Genomic DNA, 25213 nt, shown 5'->3' on the forward strand with positions numbered 1-25213 from the left:
GCGGTCGGTTTCGGCGCGGTGGGCGGCCAGGGATTCTTCGGTGCGGCGTTGGGCTTCGGCGAGCTCGGCGAAGCGGCGGTCGGTTTCGGCGCGGTGGGCGGCCAGGGATTCTTCGGTGCGGCGTTGGGCTTCGGCGAGCTCGGCGAAGCGGCGCTCGGTTTCGGCGCGGTGGGCGGCCAGGGATTCCTCGGTGCGGCGCTGGGCTTCGGCGAGCTCGGCGAAGCGGCGGTCGGTTTCGGCGCGGTGGGCGGCCAGGGATTCCTCGGTGCGGCGTTGGGCTTCGGCGAGCTCGGCGAAGCGGCGCTCGGTCTGTGCCTGGTGGGCCAGGAACTCCTGACGATGAGCAGTGAATGTCTTGCTCAGGTCGCGGATCGACCGGGCCAGCTCGGCGAAGCGACGGTTGACCTCCTTCCGGAGCTCCTGGACTGTATCAGGAAGATTCAATAACTCATCCGTCAGGAGCAGGCGGCGTAGCTCCTTCCGCCACTCCTCATGCTGTTCCAGCAGCCGCACCAGGTCATGGAAATCGGCAACCGTGAACGCCATTCAGATCCCTCAATGGGTTCTGAGAGGATTTTATCATATCTCCGGCGGATTCGATCATGGAAGCGAGGCACGAGGGTCGTCTATGGGATCTTCCAGCAACCCGCCCAGGATGGCCTTGCGCACCGCGGCGGCACGGGTGTGGACGCCCAGCTTGCTCAGGATGCTATCGACCTGTTTCTTCACGGTATTCGGCGAGACCACCAGTCGCTCCGCGATCTCCCGGTTAGTCAGTCCGTGGGCCATCCAGCGCAGCACCTCCCGTTCCCTGGGTGTCAGGGAGGCCAGGGCGGCCTGGTCTTCCGGTGAGAGGCTCCTTGCCGGACGGGGCGTCGGGGGGGTCGGCCGGCTGCTCATGGCCTGCTGGACGAACTGAAGAAAGGTCCGCCGGTTGAATGCCGCCTTATCAAAGAAGGCAAAAACCTTCAGGTTCTGATAAGCCATTTCCACTTCCTCCGCGGAGGCCGTGGCGCTCACCGCAATCGTCGGAAGCCCACGCCGCCGGGCGACCTGCAGCAGCCGGAGGCCGTCTCGATTCCCGAAGGGGTTCATGGAGCTGGCCAATTGCAGATCGACGATCAGCATCGCAAAGCTCTCCCGCTCGAGCCAAGCCAGCGCCTCCGCATAAGAAGGAGCCGTCTCGCATGAGAGACCCAGCTCGGCGAGGAGCTCTTGATAGAGATCCTGCCAGCCCGGGTCATCCTCTACCACCAGCACCCGGGGGCCTGTCGGGGAGGCTTGCGGACGGCAGGGAGGAGGAGTCGACAGGGCGCGGCCGGTCCAGGCCCGCTCCTGCTGGAGCAGGCGGGCGACGACCTCCACAAAGGCCCGGCGCTGGAACGTTTCCTTCCGCAGGAAATCCGCAGCCCGATGGCGGGTCAGGGCCTCCACCGCCATTTCTACCGTCGCGTAGCCCGTTAGTGCGATGGCGGGGATCGGCGGCTCATGGTTCGCCAGCGCATCCAGCACCTGAAAGCCGCCCCGGTGGCGATGATCCTCGGGATCCAGAGAGACATCTACGACCGCCAGGGCATATGTTCGTTCACGCAGCATCGCGATAGCGCTCCCCGCATCCGCAACGCAATCCACAGTGAGGCCCAGATCCTCGAACACCTCAGCGAGGAGCTTCCGCCAGGCCGCGTCGTCTTCCACGATCAGCACCCGTTTCCCGATCGGAAAATCCGCTGGGAAGGACACACCCATTTTGACCCCTTCCTCACGGAGTTAGGAGCTGTTCCGACTTCCCGGCGAAGGCCAGACATACTTGGACGATCCTCAGCGATCCGGAGCACGGGGCAATCGCACGTGGAAGGCAGTGCCCTGTCCGAGAATGCTCTCCACGCGGATCTCGCCGCCGAACCGCTGGATCAGCATCTTCACCCACCATAAACCGAAGCCCAGCTTCTTGGGCGATCGCTTGGTGGAGAAATCCAGTTCGAAGATCCGCTCCTGAAGCTCCGGGGGGATCCCCGGCCCGTTGTCCCGCACGGTGAAGTGCACCGCATCGGGACGGGCGACGCCCTCCACCCGGATCCACCCGTTTTCCCCCAGCGCCTCCACCGCATTCTCCAGGAGGTTAAAGAACACCAGGGCCAGTTGCGGCTCCCCTGCCATCACCGGGGGTAGATCCTCCATGCCCACGATCTCCAGGCGAATGCCAGGCGGAATCCGGAGGTCCCGCAGCGCCATCTCCAGGCAGGAGAGAAGGGAGATCGGGCGGGGCGCCATGGGCCGCAGGTACACCATCGCCTCCCGGACGGCGTCCAAGGCGGCCCGGGCCCGGCTCTCGATCTCCTGGAACACCGAAGCCAGATAAGGGTCCTGGAAAAGATCTGGTCGCTTCTCCTGGAGTCCTTCCAGGCGGACTGGGATCAGGCCGATGTGGTTGGTCAGGCGGTGAAGCAGGTTGGCCGCGATATCGCCCACCGCAGCGAAGGCCTCGGTGATTGCCTGGCGTTCGCGGGCTGCCTGGAGGGCCTGGACGTGCTCCGTCAGCTGCACGGCCAGGGCGGCATGGTTGGCCAGGATGATCAACAAGCGCTGATCCCGCTCCGTGAAAGCACGGGGTTGGGAGGAATGAACAACGAAGACGCCGCAGACGGTTCCATCCGGTTGCAGCATGGGGACCGCCAGGGCCCATCCGCCTGACTCGAAGGAGAGAGGCCGGCGGGATCGGCTCACCGCTTCCACCAGCCCGGCGGTTCCGGCCATCGCGGGGTGAGTGGCGAAGGCCAGCTGCGGGGGCCCGGCGGGCGGGATCAGCCAGATTGCCCCATCAGAGGCCTGGATCAGCTCGCAGGCCAGCGCGACCGCTCGGGCGAAGAGCGCCTCCCGGCCGCCGTGGAGGAGCTGGCCGGTGATCTCCTGCATGCCCCGCAGCAAGCGCATTTCCTGGAGCGCGATCATCGCGCGGGCAGCCAGCATCTCCAGCAACCGCTGGTCCCCTTCCGTGAAGGCGCCGGGCTCCGGGCTCTCCAGATTCAGCACGCCTTCCACCTCGCCGCCGGCGCCGATCAATGGCACGGCGAGCTCCGATCGGATCTCATAGCCAGCCAGCCATGGTCGATAGATCGAAGCCCAGGGGGAGGCATGGAGATCATCGATGCGCAACGAGCGGCGGTGCACCGCCACCCATCCCACAATGCTGGTCTCGTCCAGCTCCAGCTCCGGAGCGATGTTCGGGAGGAGGGGGCGGCCGATCAGCGCCCCCAGCACCAGGCGCTGGCGCTGTCGATCCACCAGCCGGAGCGTGCCGAAGCGGGCTCCGGTCAGCTCCAGGGCGATCCGCAGGATTGCTTCCAGGATCTCCTGGGGATCGGCCCGGGCGCTCAAAAGATGGTCCATTCGACGCAGCTCATCCAGCTCCCGGGTCGCCCGATGGAGGTTCTGCTGAAGCCGCTCCATCACCTGGGCGCGCCGGAGCAGCAGAGCGGCCACGCGCGTGAAGAGCTCCATGGCCTCCAGTTCAAGGGCCGTGAAGGATCGCTCCTGCTGGAAGGAGAGATAGAGCACCCCGACCGGTTCCCCAGCGGCAAGCAGCGGCCAACATCCGACCATCCGGGCCCCTGCCGCCTGCTTAGCCGGATGGATCGGCATGTCGGGTTCTTCCCAGGAGAGGATCCGCCGACCTCGGGCCAAGGCTCGAGCGGCCATCCCATCCGGTCGAGGCCAGTCCGGGGCTGTCCATCCTTCGATCTCCCCCACGGCGATCCGGGAGGACGGATCCAAGCCGCGCTGTTCTGGATTATAGGAGAAAAGGATGGCGGTGGCCGCTTCTTCGAGAGCCAGCAACCGGAGCGCCTCTTCCCCGATGCGTCGCAGACACTCGGAGATGGGAGTCTCGGGAGGGAGGCTTGCCAGCCGCTCCCCCATGGTTTGGAGGCGCTGGAGGAGCCCTTCGATCTCTGCTGCCATCATAACCGGTCCTCAGCGGGTCAATCGCCTTTTTAAATAAACAATTATATGCGGAGCTGGCGAGCTCGGTAGCCGCCCCTCTCGGTTCTCCGTTCAGTCGTTGTAGCCTCTCGAAGGGCGACGGCAAGGGGGTGGGGGCTCCCATGACCTCGCGGAATATCGGATCTTCGGATTTTCTTTCTCTGACTACAGGCCGAGGGTTGTTCCATAAACATCACAAGGCTTTATAATACCAACCGCCTGGGGAATTCTCTTTGCAAGGAGGAGCGGATGGCTGCCACCTCCAGCCTTGGGAATGCCGAACCTGTGGATCTGACGATCGTTGGAGCAGGGCCTACCGGTTTGTTTGGCGCCTTTTACGCTGGCCTGCGCGGGCTCAGCGTCCGGATCATCGATGCGCTCCCCCAACCTGGAGGGCAGCTGGCTGTCCTTTACCCGGAGAAGTTCATCTACGATGTCCCGGGGCATCCCAAGATCATGGCGAAAGACCTCGTGCGCCTTCTGGTCGAGCAGGCTTCCACCTTCAATCCGATCTTCTGCCTGGGAGAGCGTGCCCTCTCATTGCGACGGGAAGATGCGCTGTGGGTGGTGGAGACCGATAAGTCGGTTTATTCATCGCGGGCTGTCCTGATCGCAGCGGGCATCGGGGCCTTTCAACCGAACCGCATGGGGAAGCCGGAGATCGACCAGTATGAAGGGCGGGGGCTTTATTATGTGGTAACCGAGCGGCGGCCCTTCCACAACAAGCGGTTGCTCATCGTGGGCGGAGGCGATACGGCAGTGGACTGGGCGTTGAACCTCCGGGATTTCGCTGCGCATATCACATTGATCCACCGCCGCGACCAGTTCCGCGCTCATCCGGGTAGCGTCGCCGAGCTGATGCGGTCGAACGTCGATATCCGCCTTTTCCATGAATTAAAGGCAATCCACCCTGGTCCGGATGGATCCGTTCGCGAGGCGGTGATCTTCAACAATCAGACGGGGGAGGAGACCGTCATCCCGGTGGATGCGATCATCATGAGCCTGGGGTTCAAGGCGGATTTGGGGCCGATCAAGAGCTGGGGCCTGGAGACGGTAGGCAACCGGTATATCAAAGTGAACGCGCGGATGGAAACCAATTTGCCAGGGGTCTACGCAGCCGGAGACATCACCGCGCCGGAAGGCGTAGAGCCGCTAAACCTTATTGTGATCGGCTTCGCTCAGGCGGCAACCGCGGTGAACTATGCAGCCACCTATATCAACCCGCAAGCGAAGGTCTTCCCTGGACATTCCAGCGAGATGCGGCTCCGGTGAAAGGAAGCGCCAGCGCAGGTGAGGCCTGAGATGGTCTATTGGGGCGAATGGCTGGAGCAGAAGATCCTGGAGGCGATGCGCCAGGGGGTGTTCGACCATCTTTCGGGCAAAGGGAAGCCGCTGCCGGTGGAGGAGAATCCCTACCTGGAGCCAGGCCTGGCCATTGCCTATCATATCCTCCGCCAGAACGACGCCCGCCCCGAGTGGATTGAGGCAGATCTGGCGATCCGACGCGGGATTGAGCTCGCCCGCCAGGATTTGCGACGGACGATGCAGTGGCGGGAGGAAGCGTTGCGAGCTCTGGAAGGGAAAACCGATCCTCGAAGCCGGGCGGAGCGGGCATGGGTGGAGGCGGAGTGGGATCGAGCCCTGCGGGCCTTCGCCCGTCGGATCGCCGAGCTCAACGAACAGGTCTTTCTCTTTAACCTGAAGGTGCCCATCTACTGGCTCCAGCGGTTCAAGTTCGATCTCTGGGAGGAACTCCAAGCACTAGGTGTGCCCGAAGCAGATATCACACGCCTGAGGCAGGGAGATCCCACGAACGGATAGGATGTGCTGATTTCTGAGAACCATCAAACAACGGGAGAATAGAAGCGGTACAGGAAGATCTGTTTTTTGTGGAATTGGAGGATTGCCAGGCTGAATCGGGCCTTGACAGATGTCTGGGCGTTCCCTAAAATTTAAAGCAAGCCTTTGTTTGGGAAAGGAGGGATATGGGGCGGAAGCGAATCGTTGAGGCCTGACTCTGGGACTGAAGGGATCCGTCGAGGGCGGATGTTGCCCTCAGAGGGTTATTCCTTGCAGATACCCCGCTCCATCGATCCACTATCCTGCTAAAAGGAGGAGGTCATGAGGTTTCCCAGGATCCTGCTAGGTCTAACGGTGTTGAGCCTGCTGCTGGCCGCCTGTGCCATGCCGGCTACTCCGACTCCCACCGTGGCGCCGGCTGCTCCGGCGTCTCCCACGCCGGCTGCTCCGGCGGCGTCTCCCACGCCGGCGGTGAAGGGCACCATTAAGATCGCCACCCAGAGCCCGCTCTCTGGCGGTCAGGCGGCCCTGGGGGAAGGTATTAAGAACGGCGCCCAGCTGGCGATCGAGCAACTGAAAGGCCCCATTGAGGCCCTCGGTTTTAAGGTGGAGCTGGTGCCCTTCGATGATCAAGCCAAGCCGGATGTGGGGGTCGCCAATGCCAAGCAGCTGGTCAACGATCCCGATATCCTGGCGGTGATCGGCCATCTCAACTCCGGCGTGGCCATCCCCTCCTCGGAGACCTACAAGGATTACGACCTGGTGATGGTCTCGCCTGCGAACACGAACCCCTGCATCACGGACCGAGGCTATCTGGTGGTGAATCGGGTCTGTGGCCGTGATGATGTGCAGGGGGCAGTGGGCGCGGAGTTCGCTTTCAACGAGCTCAAGGTTAAGACCGCCTTCGTGATCCACGACAAGACGACCTATGGCCAGGGCGTGGCGGAGTTCTTCAAGAAGCGCTTTGAGGAGCTCGGCGGCAAAGTCCTGGGCTTTGAGGGAACGGAGGAGAAGGCCAACTTCGACCCGCTGATCACGGCGATCCAGGCGGCGAACCCTGAGCTGATTTACTTCGGCGGTATCTACGATCAGGCGGGCGTCTTTTTCAAGCAGGCCCGGGAGAAGGGAGTGAAGGCGATCTTCGTGGGGCCGGACGGGATGGACTCCTCGGAGCTGGCGAAGATCGCCGGGGATGCCGTGGTGGGCATGTATTACACGACCGTGGCCGCGCCGCCGACGGTCTATGAGGGAGCCAAGAAGTTTATTCAGGATTACAAGGCCAAGTTCGGAAAGGACCCTGAGCCGTTCTCGGCCCAGGCCTACGATGCCACTGCCATTGTGTTGAAGGCCATTGAGGCAGCCATCCGGGAGGCGGGAGGTCAGAAGCCCAGCCGGAAGGCGGTGGCGCAGAAGGTGCGGGCCACCAAGGACTTCCAGGGGATCACGGGCGTGATCACATTCGATGAGCGGGGCGACCCGGTGAAGGCCAAGTATTTCGTGATCAAAGTGATCTCCGGGAAGCCGGAGGATTGGGGCAAGAACCAGCTGGTGAAGACCCTGGAGCTGGCGCCGCCGCCCTTCACACCGGAGCTGCGGGCGAAGTGCGGTGTGAAGTAAGCGGGGGATCCAGCCGGGTGGGGAGGACCTCCTGGCCTCCCCACCCGATTGTTTATGGGGACCGCAAGAAATTCTGATGGCGAGTCGGGAGAAATGCGAAGCAAACTCTCCGAATCCCTCCTATATCAGGCGCTGGTGGTCCCGCTGATCCAGCTTTTCGTCTTCGTCACGATCAGCCTCATCGTCATCGGTTCAATCATTCTATTCCTGGCTGTTCTCTTCAACCGCCCCGTGGCCGGGGGGATGACCCTCCTCCAGTTCGTGGTTCGCACGCTGCCCCAGGTGGCCATCGATGGTCTGGTGATCGGCTTCCTCTATGCGATGATCGCCCTGGGTTACACCATGGTCTATGGGGTGCTGCAGTTCATCAACTTCGCTCATAGCGAGATCTTTATGGTCGGAGCCTTCATCGGTGTGGAGTTGATGCTCGCGCTGGCGATTCCATCCACGGCGCCACTGATGCTGATCATGGTCGGGATCCTGTTAGCGGTGGCGGCCGGGATGGCCGGTAGCGGGCTGCTGGCGGTGCTGATCGAACGGGTCGCCTACCGGCCGTTGCGGGGTGCCCCTCGCCTGGTGCCACTGATCTCAGCCATCGGGGTTTCGTTCTTCCTTCAGGATGCCGTTCGAGCAATTGAAGGATTGCTGAACAACGCGTTCTATCGAAATTATCCTTCTTTCCCCGTTCTGAATCAGCAGATCCCCATTGCTTCTTTTCAGATCGCCGACCAGTCGATCCAGATGCAGATCCAGGCGAAGGTAGTTTTCATTATTATCGCATCTCTGTTGATGCTGACGGGGCTGAACTTTGTGGTGAACGCCACTCGGATGGGTCGGGCCATTCGGGCGGTGGCCCAGGACCGGCCGACAGCGGCCCTGATGGGCGTCGATGTGGATCGGATCATTATGCTGACCTTCCTCATCGGCGGAGCTCTAGGGGGAGCCACCGGTGTGCTGTTTGGAATCCGGGTCGGCCGAATCGATCCATATGTGGGGTTCATCCCCGGGATTAAAGCTTTCACGGCGGCGGTGTTAGGCGGCATTGGCAACATCACCGGGGCCATGCTGGGCGGGATCGTCCTGGGGGTCCTGGAGGGTTTCGCGGGAGCGTATCTTTCCCAGTTCACCGGTGGGGCTTTCGGGACAGAGTATAAGGATATCTTCGCGTTCCTGATCCTCATCCTCATTTTGATGTTCCGCCCGACCGGCCTGCTTGGCGAGCAGGTGGGCCAGAGGGCATGAATCCGATCGTGTAAGCCTGCCCTGATTGCATTTCTGGGACGAAGAGGTGCGGGATGCTCCGTGCCAAGACCATGGAGTGGATTACTCAGATCCGGAACGGGCGCTCGATCTATCTGGTGGGCGTGCTGGGTTACATTGGGGTTGCTCTTCTCCTCATGAACGGGCTAAGCCAGCCGGGGCTGCGGGATGCGGTCTGGTATCCTCTGGTCTCCGCTCTGGCTTTCGCGGCATTCCTGGGCTCCCTGCTGGTAATTTATTACGCCCCCCTGGCCGGGGTGGTGAAAGCCATCCTGGGTCTGGCCATCCTGTTGGTCTTCCTTCCCCTTCTGGGGATCCGGAACACATTCCTGTTGGAGGTGGCCACTCAGGTAGGGATCTTCGCGGCGATGGCATTGGGCTTGAACATTGTGGTAGGTTTCGCCGGGCTCCTGGATCTGGGATATGTGGCTTTCTACGCCGTCGGCGCGTATCTTTGGGCGATCTTCGGTTCCCCCCAGGCGAACATCGCCTTTGGGACGAATCGCTTCCCGTTGGAGCCGGAGTGGTTCTTTGTGTTCTTGTTCCTGGCGGTTGGGGTGGCGGCGCTTACCGGGATCCTGCTGGGGCTTCCGGTGTTGCGATTGCGGGGAGATTATCTGGCAATAGTCACCCTGGCCTTTGGTGAAGTGATCCGGGTGATTGTTAACAACCTGGACAAGCCGATCAACCTGACGAATGGCCCGCAAGGGATCCGCCCGGTTCAGCGTCCTCCGCTGTTCTTCAAGCCATGGCTGCATGCGCTGGGGATCCGTCTGGATGATCCCACGCTTTATGCGCTATATTTCTATTTCCTTGTTCTTTTGGTGATCGGCTTTGCCATTTGGCTGACCCGGCGCCTGGAAAACTCGTGGGTGGGACGGGCATGGACGGCCATCCGGGAAGATGAGCTGGCGGCCCAGGCCATGGGGATCCCCCTAGTGCGGATGAAGCTGGCGGCCTTCGCCACCGGGGCTTCTTTCGCCGGGGCGATGGGCATGATCTTCGCCGCGAAGCAATATTTTATCAACCCCGAGAGTTTCACCTTTATGGAATCGATCGGGGTCTTGGTGATGGTGATCGTGGGAGGTATGGGAAGCATCCCCGGCGCCATTGTGGGAGCCACGGTGGTGACCATCCTGAATCTCCAGATCCTGAAGGGCCTGTCGCTTATGCTGAACAAGTTACGCCAGGCCGGGGTGGTGATTCCGATCATTAACTTCCCGCTGAGCCAATGGCCAACCCAGTTGGAACCCGCTAAATACGAGCGGCTGGTCTTTGGGATCCTCTTGATCCTGATGATGATTTTGCGACCCCAGGGTCTCATCCCAGAGCGGCGCCATCGCATGGAGCTGGCTGAGGCCATGGGTCGGGAAGAGCCTGCGGAGCTAGAGCGGCTGCCGGCGGAGGAAGAGCTTCCACCGGTGATCTCCGCCCCTGAGATCCAGCCGACCAGGGATTAGAGGAATGGGAATGCTCGATCACAGCGCCAGGAGGCGCGGGAATGTCTGACTTGCTTGAATTAAAGAAGGTCACCAAGCGCTTTGGGGGATTGGTCGCGGTGAACCGGGTGGATTTCAACCTGGAACCGGGCCGTATTGTAAGCATTATCGGGCCTAACGGGGCAGGGAAGACCACGCTCTTCAATCTCATCACTGGGATCTATCAACCGGATGAGGGAGATATCCTGTTCGAGGGGCGCTCCCTGGTTGGGCTGCGGCCGGATCAAATCACGGCTCGAGGCATCTCCCGAACCTTTCAGAACATTCGTCTGTTTGGGAATATGACGGTGATGGAAAACATCCTGGTGGGCATGCATACCCGATTTCGTGCGAACCCGGTGGATATCCTGCTTCAAACCCCTCGCTTTCGAGAGGAGGAACGAGAGCGGCGGGAGGAAGCGCTGCGGCTGATCCGGTTCGTGGGGCTGCGGGCCTCGCCGGATGAGCTGGCCAAGAACCTGCCTTACGGTGAGCAGCGCAAGGTGGAGCTGGCCCGGGCCCTTGCGGCCCGCCCGAAGCTTATCCTTCTGGATGAGCCTACGGCCGGTATGAATCCTCAGGAGACCGCCGAGACCACCCGGCTGATCCGACGTCTGCGGGATGAGCTGGGCATCACGGTGATCCTGATCGAACATCAGATGCGCGTCGTGATGGGGATCTCCGAGCGGGTCACCGTGCTGGATTATGGGGAGAAGATCGCAGAGGGAAGCCCGGAGGAGGTTCGACGGAACCCGCGGGTCATCGAGGCGTATCTGGGCCGAGGGGTTGCGATCGGAGCGATGGCATGAGGATTTCTTGAACTTCTGTTTCCCAGAACCCAGTGGTTCCTCCTTCCGGTTAGGAGATGGCTTCGGATAGCGATTCGGCGGGGTGCAGGCCGCCCAAGTAGCCTGCTCCCCGGAGATCGGCTCGAATCGAGACCACCTCCAGGAGACTACCCCAATCTTAGATGCGGGAATGGGCGAAATGGCGCTTCTGGAGCTCATCGATGTCCATACGTATTATGGACATATTCATGCGCTGAAAGGGATTTCGTTCAAGGTGGAGCGAGGGGAGATCGTTACCCTAATCGGCGCCAACGGTGCGGGCAAGAGCACCACTCTCCGCACGATCTCCGGGTTGGTCCGCGCCCGTTATGGTCGCGTGGTGCTGAACGGGGAAGACATCACCCATCTGCCCCCTCATGAAGTCGTGGCCCGAGGTGTGGGGCATGTCCCGGAAGGGCGGCGGGTTTTCCCTCAGCTGACGGTCTGGGAGAACCTGGAGATGGGAGCTTATACGGTCAAGGATCGGCGTGAGGTGGCGAGGCGGATGGAATTTGTGTTCACCATTTTCCCGCGCTTGAAGGAGCGCCTTCATCAGAAAGGGGGGACCCTATCCGGGGGCGAGCAGCAGATGCTTGCCATTGCCCGGGCCCTGATGATGCAGCCACGCATTCTCTTGATGGATGAGCCTTCCATGGGCTTGGCCCCCATTCTCGTGGAGAGTATCTTCGAGGTCATCCGACAGCTGAACCAGCATGGCACCACCATCCTCCTGGTCGAGCAGAACGCCCATATGGCCCTCCAGGTGGCTCACCGGGGCTACGTGCTGGAGACGGGTCGCATCGTCCTGGAGGGAACGGCCCAGGAGCTGGCGAACAATCCTCAGGTCCAGGCGGCATATCTCGGAATGCATTAAGGATTCCGCGGCGGTCCTCCTCCTGGGGCCACCGCTTTCCTGAAGTGGAGCCCGACGGCGCAAGTTCTATCCCTGCGTTAAGGAGGAGACCATGAGGCGCCTGCTGTGGGGCATCTGGATCTTCGCGCTTCTGGCGGTTGCGTGTCAGCCGGCCGCCACGCCCGTTCCCACGCCAACTCCAGCTCCGGCTGCGCAGCTTCCCAACCTGGGCGGGCGGACGTTGAAGATCGCCAGCGATACTACCTATCCTCCTTTCGAATTCTCTGATCCGAAAACGAATGAGATCGTGGGTTTCGACATCGACCTGGTGAATGAGATCTGCAAGCTGCTGAACTGCAAGCCTGTGATTGTCTCCACCGCCTGGGAAGGGATCTTCGCAGGGCTGGAGCAGAGGCAGTTTGACCTCGCCGCCTCTGGCATTACCATCACAGAGGAGCGCAAAAAGAAGTTCGATTTCTCGGACTCTTACCTCCGCTACGGTCAAGTGGTCCTGGTGCGCGCCGATGAGGAGCGCATTAAGAGCAAGGATGATCTGAAAGACAAGATCGTAGGGGTTCAAATCGGGACTACTAATGAGGAGACGGCCAAGACGCTGGTGGCGGACGAGGCGAAGCAGCTGAAGCGCTATGATACTTTTGACCTAGCGGTGCGCGCGCTGCTGGCGAAGGATGTGGACGCCGTGGTGATTGATAGCCCGGCCGCCGATGGTTTCATGGCCCAGAACCCGGGCAAGCTCAAGATCGCTGGGCAACCCTTCACCAGCGAGGATCTGGGCCTCTGCTTCCCCAAGGGAAGCGATCTCGTCGGTCCCTTCAATGCCGCCCTAAAGGTCCTGAAGGAGAACGGCACACTGGATCGTCTCTATCGGAAGTGGTTTGTCGAATTTAAGCCAGGGCAATAAGCAGGAATAGATTGTTTGAGAAGATGGATGGCTGCTCCGAATGGGTCGCGGGCGATCTCGCGACCCATTCTGTTTCACGATAGCTGGACGGATTATCGGGTTAGCCCATGGGGGCTCTGGGGCCGGGCGGGTCGCCGGCGATGAATCCGCCTGGCCTCCCCGATTGGGGTTGCGAGCTGAGTCCGAATCTCCTTCAGGAGCCTGGAGAATGGCGGTCTCCGTGGAGACCCAGACGACGTCGCCTTCCGTTCCGCCTCCGCAACGGGCTGGATGGAATTGGCGAACATGGCCCTGGTGGGCGGTATTGCTGGGCACCTTTGGGCTCTGGACCGTGGTGGCCATCCTGTATTCCCCCGACTATCAGGCCACTGTTCGCTTTCTGTTTCGCGGAATCCCGGTCACTCTTCAATTAACCGTCATCGCCTATTCTATTGCTCTCATTCTGGGTCTGATCGCCGGCCTGGGTCGGGTATCTCGAAATGTGATCTTCTACAACTTGAGCACCTTATATGTGGAATTCATCCGGGGGGTTCCCCTGTTGGTCGTGTTGTTTTATGTAGCCTTCGTGGCTGCGCCTCCCGTCGGTGACGCGCTGATCGGGGCAGGCCAAGGGTGGGGGATACCTCCGCTGGTTCAGCTGGGCCGCCTGATCCGGAGTGAAATGGGGCGGGCCGTCACTGGCCTGGCAATTGGCTACGGGGCCTATCTGGCTGAGGTTTACCGGGCAGGGATCGAGTCGATCCCCAAGGGGCAGATGGAAGCGGCTCGCAGTCTGGGCATGACCTACTGGCAGGCGATGCGCTTGGTCATCCTTCCGCAGGCCATTCGGAATGTGTTGCCTCCGCTGGGGAACGACTTCATCGCGATGCTCAAGGATACTGCCCTCGCCTCAGCGATCGCGGTCCCCGAGTTGATGTATGTGGGTCGTCAACGGGCGGCGGGCACTTTCCGGTATTTTGAGGTCTACAATACCGTTGCCCTTCTCTACTTGGCCATGACCCTATTGCTCTCTCTCTTAGTCCGGACGCTGGAGCGTCGGACGGCGATTCCCCGCGGGTAATGGCCGAGGGAAATCCTGAGGCAATCGGAGACAGGCGTACGCGCTCAGGCTCGGATCGAAGGATAGGATGGGTGCCCTCAAAGCTATGAGAAAGGGAGCAAGGCATTATCGGACTCCGTGAGCGCCTGCTCTATGGAGATCCGGGGAGGCGATGTCCCCTTCCCGTTTAGCCCACTCGTGAGTCTTGGTGTACCGCTTTCCACAGGGCGAAAAAGGCCAGCACACTGACAAACGCCACCCGCAGGAGTCCCGCTTCATGCTGCCCCCTCGTCCACGGTGATGACCTCCGCGTATGGCACAGACAATGCCGCTCATTGATCCTCCATCACGAATGCACCTAACTCCGCACCGCTCGCTTTTGGCGCCTCAACCCCACCCACAACCCGGCCCCCACCAACGTTGTCATGCTGCTGATGCCCACCCCTGTCCACATGATGGTGGGCTCAAAACGCCATTCTACCGTGTGTTCGCCCGGGGGCAAAGCCACCCCTCGCAGGATGCCGTAAGCCCGCAGGGGGCGAGCGCGCACACCGTCCACGTACACCTGCCAACCGGGATACCACATCTCACTCACCACGAAGATCCCCCGCCTGGGCACAGTGACGCGAAAGGCCACCCGCTGGTGTTCAAAGGCGACCAACGTCATGCGCTCCTCCAATGGCTCTTCTACCCCGGCGGGGTTCGGGGCCTTCTCCCCGCGCCCAACGGGCCAGGTGGGCTCCTCCTCCAAAATCGCCGTCCGGAACGGGTCAAGGTCCGGTTGGGCGGTGGCCTGAATGGCCGCGGCCCGCGAGGGGACAACGCGGTACTCGTAGACGATCCAAGCGGTGCGTGCGCCGATGAAGGTCTGGTACAGGTGCTTGTCCCCCTCGCTCATCACGTGCAAAAGCCCACCGTGGGTGAGGTTGCGCCGGGTGAGCACGTGCTGCACGTTCAACATCTGCCACCACCGTATCTCCGGCACGGTGGCCACAAAGTCATCCAGCGCCTCTTGATACAGTGGCCCGCTGCCAACGACATCCCGGACGTGAAACACCAGTCCCGCGTTGGCCCCTCCGGGCAACAGCCCCTCGCTGCTCATCCGCCACGCGGGGCCGCTCACCGTGCGCACGTGCTGCACAATCGGGGAGGGAACAAAAGGTCCTTGAGGAGAAACCGGTTCCAAAATGACGCCGCTGTTTGCCCGGAAGAGATCGAAGAAAAGAAGCAGCGCCAGGCCCCAAAAAGCCCGCCGCAGCCGCGGCCACCGCTGCACACACGCCGCGTACCCGTACCCGGCCAGAATGGCCAGGGCGAACACCGTGACGAGCGCCCACCGCTCCTGCTCCCGGAACAGGGCCAGCCCAGGCCACCAGCGGTACACCCGGGGAAACAGAAAGCCATAGCGCCCCATGGCGAGCATCAACGCGACGAACCCCACCGTGGCCCAAAACCCCGTGTTCGCGCGCGGCCCGGCAACAAGGGCCCAAAGGGCCAGCATCAGGGCCGGGAGCCCCACGTACAGGGGGGACCAGACGCCCGCGTTGGGCCAGAAAAGCCCGCGCAACTCCTCCAGCCGGAAGCCGTTCGAAATGTACGCATAGTCCACGTTCGCGTGGGGTGAGAAGGGGAGCATCTGTAGGCTGGGCATCCACTGCGCGGCGCTTACCCCTAACCCAAGCCCGGCCAACAGGAGCGCGACCCGCCCCGTCACGTGCCACGGAAGGCGCAACCGCCACGTGCGCCACAGCAGGTACGCGGCCAGGGTATACGCCACGTACAGGAACGTCTGCGGGTGACCGGCCAGGATAGCCCACCCCAGGAAGAAGCCCGCCAACACAACGTGCGGCCAGGAGCGGTCCTGAAAGGCCACTTCCAGCGCCCACACCGCGGCAGGCAGCCACACAGCCGTCTGAAGGATGATGATCTGGAGCATGGGGTACGAGGTCAGGTAACCGCTGATTCCAAAGGCCAGGCCGGAGAGAAAGCCTGCCTGGGCAGAGCCGGTCAGCCGGCGCACCGCCAGAAAGGTGAACAGCCCGGCCAGCCCCGCATGCCACAGCGCTTCCACCTGCAACACCCAGTACATCCAAGTCGGAGGAAAAAGGAGTTGCCAGAGGCTCGGGGGGTAATACGTGGAAAAGAGGGAGTCGGCGACCGCGGGCTCCCCAGCAAAGGTATAAGGATCCCAAAACGGCAGGCGCGCCGAGCGCAGCTCCGAAACCACGAAGGTCCGCATGGCCACGTGCTGCTCGCTGAAATCCCCCAAGGCAAAGCCGTACTGAACCCCGTCAAAGGGCCACCAAATCTGCCAGAAGAGAAGGAAAGGCGCGATGAGCAGAAACGCGCCGTAGCAGACGCCAGCCCTGCGGCGCAGGTCGTTCATGGCCACAGTGGGGACCTCCGAGAAGGTGATGTGTTGCGTGACAGGGGATATTGTAATGAAAATGATGAGCGCTTCGCTCGGTTATGCCTTCCAAGGAACGGACGGATAGTCCTGAGCTTTCTAACATCCCCCAGCGGAAGCCCGGCGGCCGGAAGGACGGTGGGGAAGGCCTTCGCCCTGAGGGAATGCTTGGATCATACGACCTCGCGGGATTTCTTGGGAAATGACCGTAGATCCCAATCGGGAATGCGGCGGGAAGGGAAAGTTCCCGTCGGGAAGTGTTCAGCAGCCCAGTTTATAATTCATACCTGAGCCTAGCACGGAGCGGAAACCCTTGATGCGGGTGCTTCAATCATTGCGGGATGGCCTGGCGCGGACGCGCCAGGCGGCCTTCGGTCGGATCGCCCAGCTGTTGGGGGCGACCGAGATCACCGAGGCCCTGTGGGAGGACCTGGAGGCGGCGCTGATCCAGGCGGACGTGGGGGTCCGGGTGACGATGGAGCTCATGGATCGTTTGCGGGAGCGGGTTCGCCGGGAGGGGATCACCCGGGCGGATTCCCTCCGGGCGTTGCTGAAACAGGAGCTGCGGGCGATCCTAAGGGATCCTCCACCGCTGAACCTGGGCCGGAGGCCACTGGAGGTGGTGCTTGTTGTGGGGGTGAACGGTTCCGGGAAAACCACCACGGTCGCCAAGCTGGCGTATCAGTTTCAGCGGCAGGGCCGACGGGTATTGCTGGCAGCGGCGGACACCTTCCGGGCCGCAGCCGGGGAGCAGCTGGAGATCTGGGCGGAGCGGGCTGGAGTGCCCTGCATCAGCGGACAACCCGGGGCCGACCCCGGAGCCGTCCTCTTTGATACCTTGCAGGCCGCCCGCGCCCGGGGTTATGACCTCGTCCTTGCGGACACCGCGGGACGGCTTCACACCAAATACAATCTGATGCAGGAGTTGAAAAAAGTTCGGAACGTCGCCGCGAAGGTGATCCCGGACGCTCCCCACGAGGTCTGGTTGGTGCTGGACGCGACCACCGGTCAGAACGCCCTCCCGCAGGCCCGGGAGTTTCATCAGGCGGTGGGCGTCACGGGCCTGATCCTCACCAAACTGGATGGAACAGCCAAGGGCGGGGCCGTTTTCGCCATCACGCGGGAGTTGGGACTGCCGGTGCGGTTCGTCGGGGTTGGGGAGGGGCTTGAGGATTTGCTGCCGTTTGATGCAGATGCCTTTGTGGAGGGATTGTTCGATGGAACTTTTGCAAACGGAGGAGGGATCCATGAGTGAGTTGCGGGAACGGCTGGAGGCGTTGACGCTGACCCTGGAGGATCTCCTGGACCGTCTTTGACATCCCGAAGAAGCAGCTGGAGATCCAGAAGCTGGAAGAGGAAGCCGCGCGGCCAGACCTCTGGGATCAGCCAGCCCGGGCCCAGGAGCTGATGAGGCGACTGGGCCGGCTGAAAGAGGAAGTGGAAAGCTGGCTCCGCCTGCGCCATCGGATCCAGGAGGCCCGAGAGCTGTTGGATCTGGTGGAGGCGGAAGGAGAGGAAGCCCTGACAGCGGATCTGGAACGGGAGATCAGCGCCCTGGAAGAGGAGGTCCGGCGTCATCAATTCGAGGTGTGGATGTCCGGCCCCTACGATCGCAACGATGCGATCCTGGCCATCCACGCCGGAGCGGGGGGGACTGACGCTCAGGATTGGGCGGAGATGTTGTTGCGCATGTATCTCCGGTGGGCCGAACGCCGCGGATGGGAGTCCGAGCTGCTGGACAAGGTGGACGGTGAGGAGGCGGGCATCAAGAGCGCCACGGTTCTGGTGAAGGGCCCTTACGCCTATGGTTATTTGAAGGCCGAAAAGGGGGTCCACCGGCTGGTCCGCATCTCCCCCTTCGATGCAGCTCATCGCCGCCACACTTCGTTCGCCTTGGTTGAGGTGTGGCCGGATATCGGGGAAAGTCCGGAGATCATTATCCATCCGGATGATATCGTCATCGAGACTTTCCGGGCTTCCACTGCGGGCGGTCAGCACATGCAAAAGAATGAGACAGCGGTCCGCATCCGGCATATCCCAACGGGGATCGTGGTCTCGTGTCAGAACGAGCGAAGCCAGACGCAGAACAAAGAGACCGCGTTGAAGATCCTGAAGGCCCGCCTGGCGGAGCTGGAGGAGCAGAAGCGACGGGCGGAGATCGCTGCTCTGAAGGGGGAGCACGTGAGCGCCGAGTGGGGGAATCAGATCCGGTCCTATGTTCTGCATCCCTACCAGCTGGTGAAGGATCATCGCACGGATTATGAAACCAGCCAGGTCGAACGGGTACTGGACGGGGAGCTGGATGAATTCATCGAGGCCTATCTCCGGCAGGCGGTTGCCCCTTCTCGGTCGTAGAGCTTCCTAAGGGTTTTGGGCTCGCACCGGGCGCCCACTTCTGGAGGAGGGATGCGGCGAATGGCAAAACGAAGGACGCAGGATCCTGCGAGGGATACGGGGGAGTGGCTCTCCCTCAAGGCGGCGGCCGCGATGCTGGGCGTGCATCCAGCGACCCTTCGGGCCTGGGCAGACGCGGGGCGGATCCCCTCTCGCCGGACGGCTGGTGGGCATCGACGGTTCGCCCGTCAGGATCTAGAAGCGTGGCTGCGAGCGCATGGCGCGGAGCCTGGGGTGCGGATGCTGATCGCTTATACCCTGGGCCAGCTCCGGCTTGAGCTCGCCCGAGGAGCCGGGCCCCAGGCCCCTTGGTTTGAGCGGATACGGGGGGAGATTGCCCCAGCTTTCCAGGCCACGTGTTACCAATTGCTGGAGGAGCTTCAGGCCTATATCCACGATCGCGATCCCCAGCGCCCGCAGCGCGTCGGCGCCCGCTATGCGGAGCAGGCTGTCGCTGCCGGATTAGCGTTGGGGGATCTGTTGCGGGCTTTTCTGCATTTCGGGGGCTATCTCCTGGAAAGTGTGTTCCGGATGGTGGAGATGGGCGGCTCTCCAGAGCACTGGCATGAGGTCCATCGGGCGATCATGGCTTTCTACAACGAAACGTTGCTGACCATGATCGAGCGTTACTTGGAACAAGCGCCATGGCCGAAGGCTACGGCAGGCTTCTCCGCGGATTAAGCGGAATCCTGGTGGGGGCTGGTCTGGCGGCCTGGGTGGGGGGCATAGGGCTTGCCGGGCAGACACGAGTTGTTTCTCCATCACCTGAGCCCATTTCCTCCGCTATGCCGGCACCACACCTCTCGTCCCCTGATCCCATGGACGTCCCCCGGCCCATCGCTGTGCCATCCCCGCCAGTATCGGCGGGGACGGCCGAGGAGGATCCTCCCCTTCGCCTGGGGATTCCAGCGATCCGGTTGGACGCCCCGGTCATCCCGGTAGGGCTGACGACGATCCGAGAAGGAGAGCAGGAATGGATCACCTGGGCGCCGCCTGATGAGTTCGCCGCCGGCTGGCTGATCACCTCCGCCTATCCCGGCCAGCCAGGCAATGTGGTCCTGATCGGTCATCACAATATCTTTGGGAAAGTTTTTGCGAACCTCCATCGCCTGCGCGTGGGGGATCTTATCCGCCTGGAAACCCGGCGGCAAACCTATTTTTATCGGGTGGAGGCGATACATATCCTCCCGGAGAAGGGCCAGCCGTTGGAGGTCCGACAACGCAACCTGCAATGGGTTCTGCCCACACCCGATGAGCGGTTAACCCTGGTGACATGCTGGCCCGCTCATACCAACACCCATCGCCTGATTGTGGTGGCACGGCCCGTGAAGCCATAAGACGCGCCCGCTGGTGTTCGATGTCTCGGAAGGATCTCTGTTTGACCGAGGGAGGGATCGATGTCTCTTCTGGATTGGACCCCGGTGCGACGGATTCGACGCAACCACGCACTGGAGCATGCCACGATCCATCTGCTGAGCCAGCAGTTCCCTGGCCAGCCGATGGCTGGCCGCTCCACGCCCTTCGGGTTCTACATTTACGGGAACGTGCCGCTGGAAGCGGTAGCGGCGGCATCGCGGGAGGCCCTGGAGCGGTTGCGACGGGGCGAGCATTATTGGGCGATCCATCCCGGATGTGGGACGAACTATGTGGCGTCCGGCACCACCGCAGGCCTGACCGCCTTTCTGATGCTGGGGCTGGTTCCCCACCGTCGACGTCGGGATGGGCTGCCGCTGGTGATTTTGGCGACCGTGTTGGCCCTCATCGCGGCTCAGCCTCTGGGTCCATGGTTGCAGACCCACGTGACCACCCGGGCGGATCCGGGAGATCTGGAGATCGTGGGGGTGCGCGCGCTCCGGGGCGGATGGGTTCAGGGATATTTTGTGGAGACACGGGGGGGATGAATCGGCAACCCGGCCTGCTTCCCGCAGGTCTTCCGCTGGCTCCTCTGAAGGATCCGTTTCCAGGTAGCTGCTGGTGAGGCGTTTTCTATGGTTATCGTCCTGCATGGGGAGAACGAGCTGGAAATCGAAGAAGCGTTGATGGAACTCCGAGGGTTCGTAGGGGACGCCGCCGCTCAATCGATGAATGTCGTAATCCTGGACGGGCGGCGGGTGAACCCCGCCGAATTGCAGGCGGCATGCGCCGTTATGCCCTTCATGGCCGCCTGCCGTCTGATCCTCATCGAGGGCCTGTTCACGCGGGAGCGCCGTCGGGCCCGGGAGGAGGCCGCCTTTCTGGAGGTGCTGTCCGCTGTTCCCTCAACCACCTTGCTCGTCCTGGTCGAGCCTCGGACGCTCCCGGAGGACCATCCCCTATTACGCTGGATTGCGGCTCATCCCGATCAGGGGGAGGTGCGACATTTCCCCCTTCCCTCCCCCCGGGCATTGCCGGAATGGGTGATAGCTCGGGCCCAACGCTACGGTGGAACCTTTACGCCCCAGGCCGCCTCAGCCCTAGCGGCCCTTCTCACGGATCCGCGTCTCCTGGATCAAGAGATCCAGAAGCTGGTGGCCTGGGCAGCCGGTCGGCCGGTGATGCCCCAGGATGTGGAGCGGCTGGTGCCTTATGCGGCGCCCATCAGCCTGTTCGAACTGACGGAGGCGCTGGGTCGCCGGGACGTGCGCCGGGCCCTAACGGCCTTGCATCGGCTGCTTGGGGAAGGGGAACACCCATTGGGTCTGTTCGGCATGATCGTTCGCCAGTTTCGGTTCATGCTCTTGATGAAGGAGCAGCTGGAGAAAGGCCTCTCGCCCGCGGAGGCGGGAAATCGGCTGGGGCTTCATCCGTATGCGGCTCGCAAAATCGCTGAGGCGGTTGTGGCATTCTCTTTGCCGCAACTGGAGGCTTTCTATCGAAGCCTGGCCGAGCTGGATGTGGCCATCAAGACAGGTCAGGTTCCCGACGTAGTGGCGCTGGAGACCTTCATTGTCTCTGTGGGCCGGCGGGAGATGGCTTAGACCTGTATACACCATGTTGCCCCCCTAAGAGGATGGGTTTGGGGAAATGGACGGCGGGGCGGTTCGATCCCTCATCCCGATTTCTTCCCCTTACCGCAACCTCTTTCCCCTGAGATCCGATCAGTAGAACAGGAGGTAGGGAACAATCCTCTGGTCCTCAGGGGGGAGCTCCATGAAGCCGAGTGTGATTCTGAAACCGAATGCTGGGCGCAAGCTTCGCAATTTCTATCCCTGGGCTTTCCACGATGACATCGCGGACATCCAGGGTGATCCGGAGCCTGGAGCGATCGTCCTCGTTCGGGATTCCTCTGGGGCTATGATTGGGCAGGCGTTTTACAACCCGGGCGCCTCGATCCCGATACGGATGCTCACCCGGGGGGAAGAGCGCCTCGATGCTGGATGGTTCCGTCGACGCCTGATGGAGGCGGCCGCCCGCCGGCGGGAGATCCGTGAGACCAATGCGGTGCGTCTGGTCCATGGGGAAGCAGATAACCTTCCTGGCCTCATTGTGGACCGATACGGCGAAGTGCTGGTGGTGCAGATCCGGAACATGGGGATGGAGCGCTGGCGGGAAAGCATTGTGGAGGCCCTGCGGGAATTGTTTGCTCCCCGTGGGATTTACGAGCGCAGCGATGTGGAGGCCCGGGAGGATGAGGGGCTCGAGCCCCGCACAGGGCTCCTGTGGGGGGAGGCGCCGGATCCGGTCGAGGTTCTGGAGGATGGGCTGGTTTTCGAAACCAGCGTGGTGCGAGGGCAGAAGACCGGGTTTTACCTGGACCAGCGGGACAATCGGCGGCGATTGCGAGGATGGGTTCGGCCGGGCGATCAGGTGCTGGATGTTTACGGCTATATCGGGCCCTTTGCGCTTCACGCAGCGGCTGCGGGCGCTACCGCTGTGGTGATCGATAAAGATCCATGGGCGCTGGGACAGGTGGAGCGGAACGCCCTCCGTAACGGCCTGGCGGATCGCGTCACTGTCCGCCTGGGGGATGCACTGGAGATGATGGGGGCGCTGCTCGCTGAGGGCCGTCGCTTCGACTGGGTGGTGCTGGATCCCCCGGCGATGGTGAAGCGTCGAGTCGAGTGGGAGCGGGGGGTGCGACGCCGGTTTGTGGAGATGGCTCGCTTGGCCCTGGGCCTGTTGAAGGATGGTGGAGGACTATTCTTTTCGTCATGCGCTTACTGGATCCGTCTGGAGGATCTCATGGAGGCCGTCCGCCTGGCGGCCTCCGATGTGGGCTGCCGCCTAAGGGTGCGCGATGTCACCTATCAACCTCTCGATCACCCATGGATCCTCCAGATTCCGGAAACCCTCTATCTCAAAACGCTAATTGTGGAGAAGCAATCCGCCAACGGTTCGGACTTCGTTCGGCCTAGGAAAGCCGATCTTCCATGGGGATAGAGACCGCTGCGGACAAACATCACCCGAAATCCCCTCCGCCGTTGGTTTTTTAAGAGCGTATGAGCTGCGATATATTGGGTGAGGAGCGGGCTGGAAGAGGCGCCACCCCTGGAGGGACCGCCGTGGATTCTAAGGAGAAAAGCTTGCCGCCCGGAGTGCAGATGCTGGGCCCCGTGCTGATCTTGCTGGGCGCGATGTTACCGTGGGGCATATCCCCTGAAACCCGCGGTCTGGATCCATGGGGGTTGCTCGTCCTTCTGGTCGGGGTTCCCGCTTTGTTGCTGCCATGGGTGGCTTGTGAAACGGGAGGGGCATATCGGATTCTGGCCGGCCTGGCGCTGATCGCCGCGATCGGGGCCATAGGAGAATGGATAGTTGCCTGGCGAACGATTTCCCCCGATATCCCCAATCCGGCCGTTCATGTGGGGAAGGGCCCTCTCTTCACCCTGGCGGGGGCGGCCCTCACATGGGCAACCCTCCCGGGTCCGCTCAAGGGCTGGCATCGCGCGCTGGTGGCGGGGGGAGGATTCGGGCTGATGCTCGCCCTTGCGATGGCGATGTCTGTCTGGCTCTCCATAGAGAAGGAGGCGTCGGCGGCAATAGACCGCGCGGCCCCCGCGCCGGTGGGGACCCCCTGGATCATCATCGAGGTTCGCCCTTCTTCTCCCCCTCCGACGATACCGGGCGGGGAGCAACGCCCGCCAGCTTCGCCCACGCCGACCTCCCGGGTGTCCCCTTCTCAAGGGACGGGCCCCGAACCCGGACGCTTTGGTCCGCTGGAGCTTCCGACCGCGACTCCCTGGAGTGGGGGTTCAGAATCCATGGCGCCCCCTCCAGTGCCGACGGCGACGGTTCCCTTGCTGCGTTCACCCTTGCCCTCGCCGACGCCGCCATCATCACCGGTGAACCCGTAGCCTGGGCGCGTCCCCGAGCCATTGCGCGTGCAGAAGGGTACGGCTCTGGGTCGATGAAGGTAGAAGCATGGCGTGGCTACCTCCCGCACGTTGGGTTTCGGCTCAACGGGCGGATGGGGTCCCACCCATGGCCAAGCGTTCGTGAGACAACCGAGGGGCCGGTTTGGAAAACCAGCGGGACCTATGCCGTTCGGCTCCCATCGGAGAGGTGGAATATAGGGCGATGGGGAGGAAAAGACATGCTGTTCTCGCGGGAGGTTCTGGAATGACGGTGTTCGCTCAGGATGTCGCCCGCCGTCTGGTCGAGAACATCGAGCGGGTGATTTTCGGGAAGCGGGATGCAGTTGAGCTGGCGGTGATCGGTTTGCTGGCCCAAGGCCATCTTCTGATCGAGGATGTGCCAGGGGTAGGGAAAACGATGTTGGCCAAGGCCATCGCCCGCTCCATCGGGGGGACCTTTCGTCGAATTCAGTTCACCCCGGATATGCTTCCCAGCGACATCACTGGTGTTTCCATATTTAATCCCGGAACCCGTTCCTTTGAATTCCGTCCCGGACCGATTATGGCGAACATCGTCCTGGCGGATGAGATCAATCGGGCCACCCCAAAGACGCAGGCGGCGTTGCTCGAAGCGATGGAGGAGCGCCAGGTCAGCGTGGATGGTGTGACCTATGCGCTTCCCCAGCCTTTCCTGGTGCTGGCCACCCAGAACCCCATTGAATACGAAGGGACATTCCCGCTACCGGAGGCGGAGCTGGATCGTTTCATGTTGCGCATCCACCTGGGCTATCCCTCTCGAAAAGATGAGCTGGCGATCCTAGAAGCCCAGCAGTTCCGCCATCCGATCGAGACGCTGGAGCAGGTGGTGCAACTGGAGGAGCTGCGTCGGGCTCAGGAGGAGATCCGCGGCGTCTATGTGTCTGCGGAGGTGAAAGGATATCTGCTGGAGATCGTGGAGCGGACTCGAGGGCACCCGGATATCTATCTGGGCGCCAGCCCGCGCGGCGCTCTGGCGCTGTTCCGAACGGCTCAGGCCCGCGCGGTGCTGCGGGGGCGAGAATATGTGCTCCCGGATGATGTGAAGGCGCTGGTTCAGCCATGCCTGGCCCACCGGCTGATCCTGAACCCGGAAGCCCGGATGCAGGATGTCACCCCGGAGCGGATCCTCACCGAGATCGTGAGCCGGATCCCGGTGCCGGGCGCTGCCCTCGCTTGACCAGGGGGGGATCGCCGCTGGGCCAGTTGTGGGCAGGTGTCAAAACCCTTATACTCAAGACAAGGCAAATCGCCGGATCGTCTCATTGAAAAACCGAAGGGTGGGTGGGCCGCTTTGCGGCTATTCTACCCTCAAAGATCCCGAATTGA

At 62.2% G+C, this 25213-nt stretch carries 21 protein-coding genes and 1 pseudogene; 18 read left to right on the plus strand and 4 right to left on the minus strand.

All coding sequences use genetic code 11. From position 1 onward, the window contains the following. The 3 genes and pseudogenes from ACFMO3_RS10825 to ACFMO3_RS10835 form a co-directional block, all read right to left on the minus strand. Positions 1 to 546 (minus strand): annotated as a pseudogene (locus ACFMO3_RS10825) (hypothetical protein); the annotation flags it as partial. A gap of 54 nt (positions 547 to 600) precedes the next feature. Next, positions 601 to 1746 carry a response regulator gene (locus ACFMO3_RS10830; RefSeq protein WP_376790421.1) on the minus strand — a complete coding sequence of 382 codons (1146 nt, stop codon included), beginning with the start codon at positions 1744 to 1746 and terminating at the stop codon, positions 601 to 603. Between the two features lie 72 nt (positions 1747 to 1818). Then, positions 1819 to 3960 carry a GAF domain-containing protein gene (locus ACFMO3_RS10835; protein WP_376790422.1) on the minus strand — a complete coding sequence of 714 codons (2142 nt, stop codon included), beginning with the start codon at positions 3958 to 3960 and terminating at the stop codon, positions 1819 to 1821. Positions 3961 to 4227: 267 nt separating this feature from the next. Between ACFMO3_RS10835 and ACFMO3_RS10840 the strand changes: the two genes are divergently transcribed. The 9 genes from ACFMO3_RS10840 (at position 4228) to ACFMO3_RS10880 (ending at position 13795) form a co-directional block, all read left to right on the plus strand. Further along, positions 4228 to 5250, plus strand: a complete 1023-nt coding sequence (locus tag ACFMO3_RS10840) for an NAD(P)/FAD-dependent oxidoreductase (protein ID WP_376790423.1) — start codon at positions 4228 to 4230, stop codon at positions 5248 to 5250. Between the two features lie 18 nt (positions 5251 to 5268). Continuing rightward, entirely contained in the window at positions 5269 to 5799 is a 531-nt protein-coding gene (locus tag ACFMO3_RS10845; protein ID WP_376790424.1) for a DnaJ family domain-containing protein, read from the plus strand. A gap of 300 nt (positions 5800 to 6099) precedes the next feature. Next, positions 6100 to 7395 carry a branched-chain amino acid ABC transporter substrate-binding protein gene (locus ACFMO3_RS10850; protein ID WP_376790425.1) on the plus strand — a complete coding sequence of 432 codons (1296 nt, stop codon included), beginning with the start codon at positions 6100 to 6102 and terminating at the stop codon, positions 7393 to 7395. A gap of 243 nt (positions 7396 to 7638) precedes the next feature. Beyond that, positions 7639 to 8637, plus strand: coding sequence for a branched-chain amino acid ABC transporter permease (locus ACFMO3_RS10855; RefSeq protein WP_376790475.1), 999 nt, complete (start codon positions 7639 to 7641; stop codon positions 8635 to 8637). A gap of 53 nt (positions 8638 to 8690) precedes the next feature. Next, the gene (locus tag ACFMO3_RS10860) at positions 8691 to 10115 is read left to right on the plus strand and encodes a branched-chain amino acid ABC transporter permease (protein ID WP_376790426.1); all 1425 of its coding nucleotides are present in this window, start codon (positions 8691 to 8693) and stop codon (positions 10113 to 10115) included. Positions 10116 to 10156: 41 nt separating this feature from the next. Continuing rightward, positions 10157 to 10942, plus strand: coding sequence for an ABC transporter ATP-binding protein (locus ACFMO3_RS10865; RefSeq protein WP_376790427.1), 786 nt, complete (start codon positions 10157 to 10159; stop codon positions 10940 to 10942). A gap of 178 nt (positions 10943 to 11120) precedes the next feature. After that, positions 11121 to 11834: an ABC transporter ATP-binding protein gene (locus ACFMO3_RS10870; protein ID WP_376790428.1), complete on the plus strand. Its 714-nt coding sequence runs from the start codon at positions 11121 to 11123 to the stop codon at positions 11832 to 11834. Positions 11835 to 11925: 91 nt separating this feature from the next. Continuing rightward, the gene (locus ACFMO3_RS10875; RefSeq protein WP_376790429.1) at positions 11926 to 12735 is read left to right on the plus strand and encodes a basic amino acid ABC transporter substrate-binding protein; all 810 of its coding nucleotides are present in this window, start codon (positions 11926 to 11928) and stop codon (positions 12733 to 12735) included. Positions 12736 to 12943: 208 nt separating this feature from the next. Further along, on the plus strand, positions 12944 to 13795 hold the full coding sequence (locus ACFMO3_RS10880) for an amino acid ABC transporter permease (RefSeq protein ID WP_376790430.1): 852 nt from the start codon (positions 12944 to 12946) through the stop codon (positions 13793 to 13795). 337 nt (positions 13796 to 14132) lie between these two features. Here the strand turns inward: ACFMO3_RS10880 and ACFMO3_RS10885 are convergent, their stop codons facing one another. Beyond that, entirely contained in the window at positions 14133 to 16166 is a 2034-nt protein-coding gene (locus tag ACFMO3_RS10885; RefSeq protein WP_376790431.1) for a hypothetical protein, read from the minus strand. A 331-nt stretch (positions 16167 to 16497) separates the two neighbouring features. Here ACFMO3_RS10885 and ftsY point away from each other — a divergent pair, with 331 nt between their 5' ends. The 9 genes from ftsY to ACFMO3_RS10930 all read left to right on the plus strand — a co-directional run bounded on the left by ftsY (position 16498) and on the right by ACFMO3_RS10930 (position 25064). Next, on the plus strand, positions 16498 to 17436 hold the full coding sequence (gene ftsY / locus ACFMO3_RS10890) for a signal recognition particle-docking protein FtsY (RefSeq protein WP_376790432.1): 939 nt from the start codon (positions 16498 to 16500) through the stop codon (positions 17434 to 17436). Then, a protein-coding gene (gene prfB, locus ACFMO3_RS10895; RefSeq protein WP_376790433.1) for a peptide chain release factor 2 occupies positions 17429 to 18536 on the plus strand; the annotation gives its coding sequence in 2 pieces (ribosomal slippage) (positions 17429 to 17494 and positions 17496 to 18536; 1107 coding nt in all). The genes ftsY and prfB overlap by 8 nt, the downstream gene beginning before the upstream one ends. 60 nt (positions 18537 to 18596) lie before the next feature. Continuing rightward, positions 18597 to 19256, plus strand: a complete 660-nt coding sequence (locus tag ACFMO3_RS10900) for a helix-turn-helix domain-containing protein (protein ID WP_376790434.1) — start codon at positions 18597 to 18599, stop codon at positions 19254 to 19256. A gap of 104 nt (positions 19257 to 19360) precedes the next feature. Then, positions 19361 to 19912 carry a sortase gene (locus ACFMO3_RS10905; RefSeq protein WP_376790435.1) on the plus strand — a complete coding sequence of 184 codons (552 nt, stop codon included), beginning with the start codon at positions 19361 to 19363 and terminating at the stop codon, positions 19910 to 19912. 60 nt (positions 19913 to 19972) lie between these two features. Beyond that, positions 19973 to 20476, plus strand: coding sequence for a DUF6391 domain-containing protein (locus ACFMO3_RS10910; protein WP_376790436.1), 504 nt, complete (start codon positions 19973 to 19975; stop codon positions 20474 to 20476). An 87-nt stretch (positions 20477 to 20563) separates the two neighbouring features. Continuing rightward, positions 20564 to 21532, plus strand: a complete 969-nt coding sequence (holA, locus tag ACFMO3_RS10915; protein ID WP_376790437.1) for a DNA polymerase III subunit delta — start codon at positions 20564 to 20566, stop codon at positions 21530 to 21532. A 172-nt stretch (positions 21533 to 21704) separates the two neighbouring features. Further along, positions 21705 to 22934, plus strand: a complete 1230-nt coding sequence (locus ACFMO3_RS10920; protein WP_376790438.1) for a class I SAM-dependent rRNA methyltransferase — start codon at positions 21705 to 21707, stop codon at positions 22932 to 22934. Positions 22935 to 23056: 122 nt separating this feature from the next. Beyond that, positions 23057 to 23848 (plus strand): hypothetical protein, encoded by a 792-nt coding sequence (locus ACFMO3_RS10925; RefSeq protein ID WP_376790439.1) that lies wholly within the window; start codon positions 23057 to 23059, stop codon positions 23846 to 23848. 265 nt (positions 23849 to 24113) lie between these two features. Further along, entirely contained in the window at positions 24114 to 25064 is a 951-nt protein-coding gene (locus ACFMO3_RS10930; protein WP_376790440.1) for an AAA family ATPase, read from the plus strand. Positions 25065 to 25213: the final 149 nt, after the last annotated feature.

The organism is Thermoflexus sp. (genome assembly GCF_042408815.1).
GTDB lineage: Bacteria > Chloroflexota > Anaerolineae > Thermoflexales > Thermoflexaceae > Thermoflexus.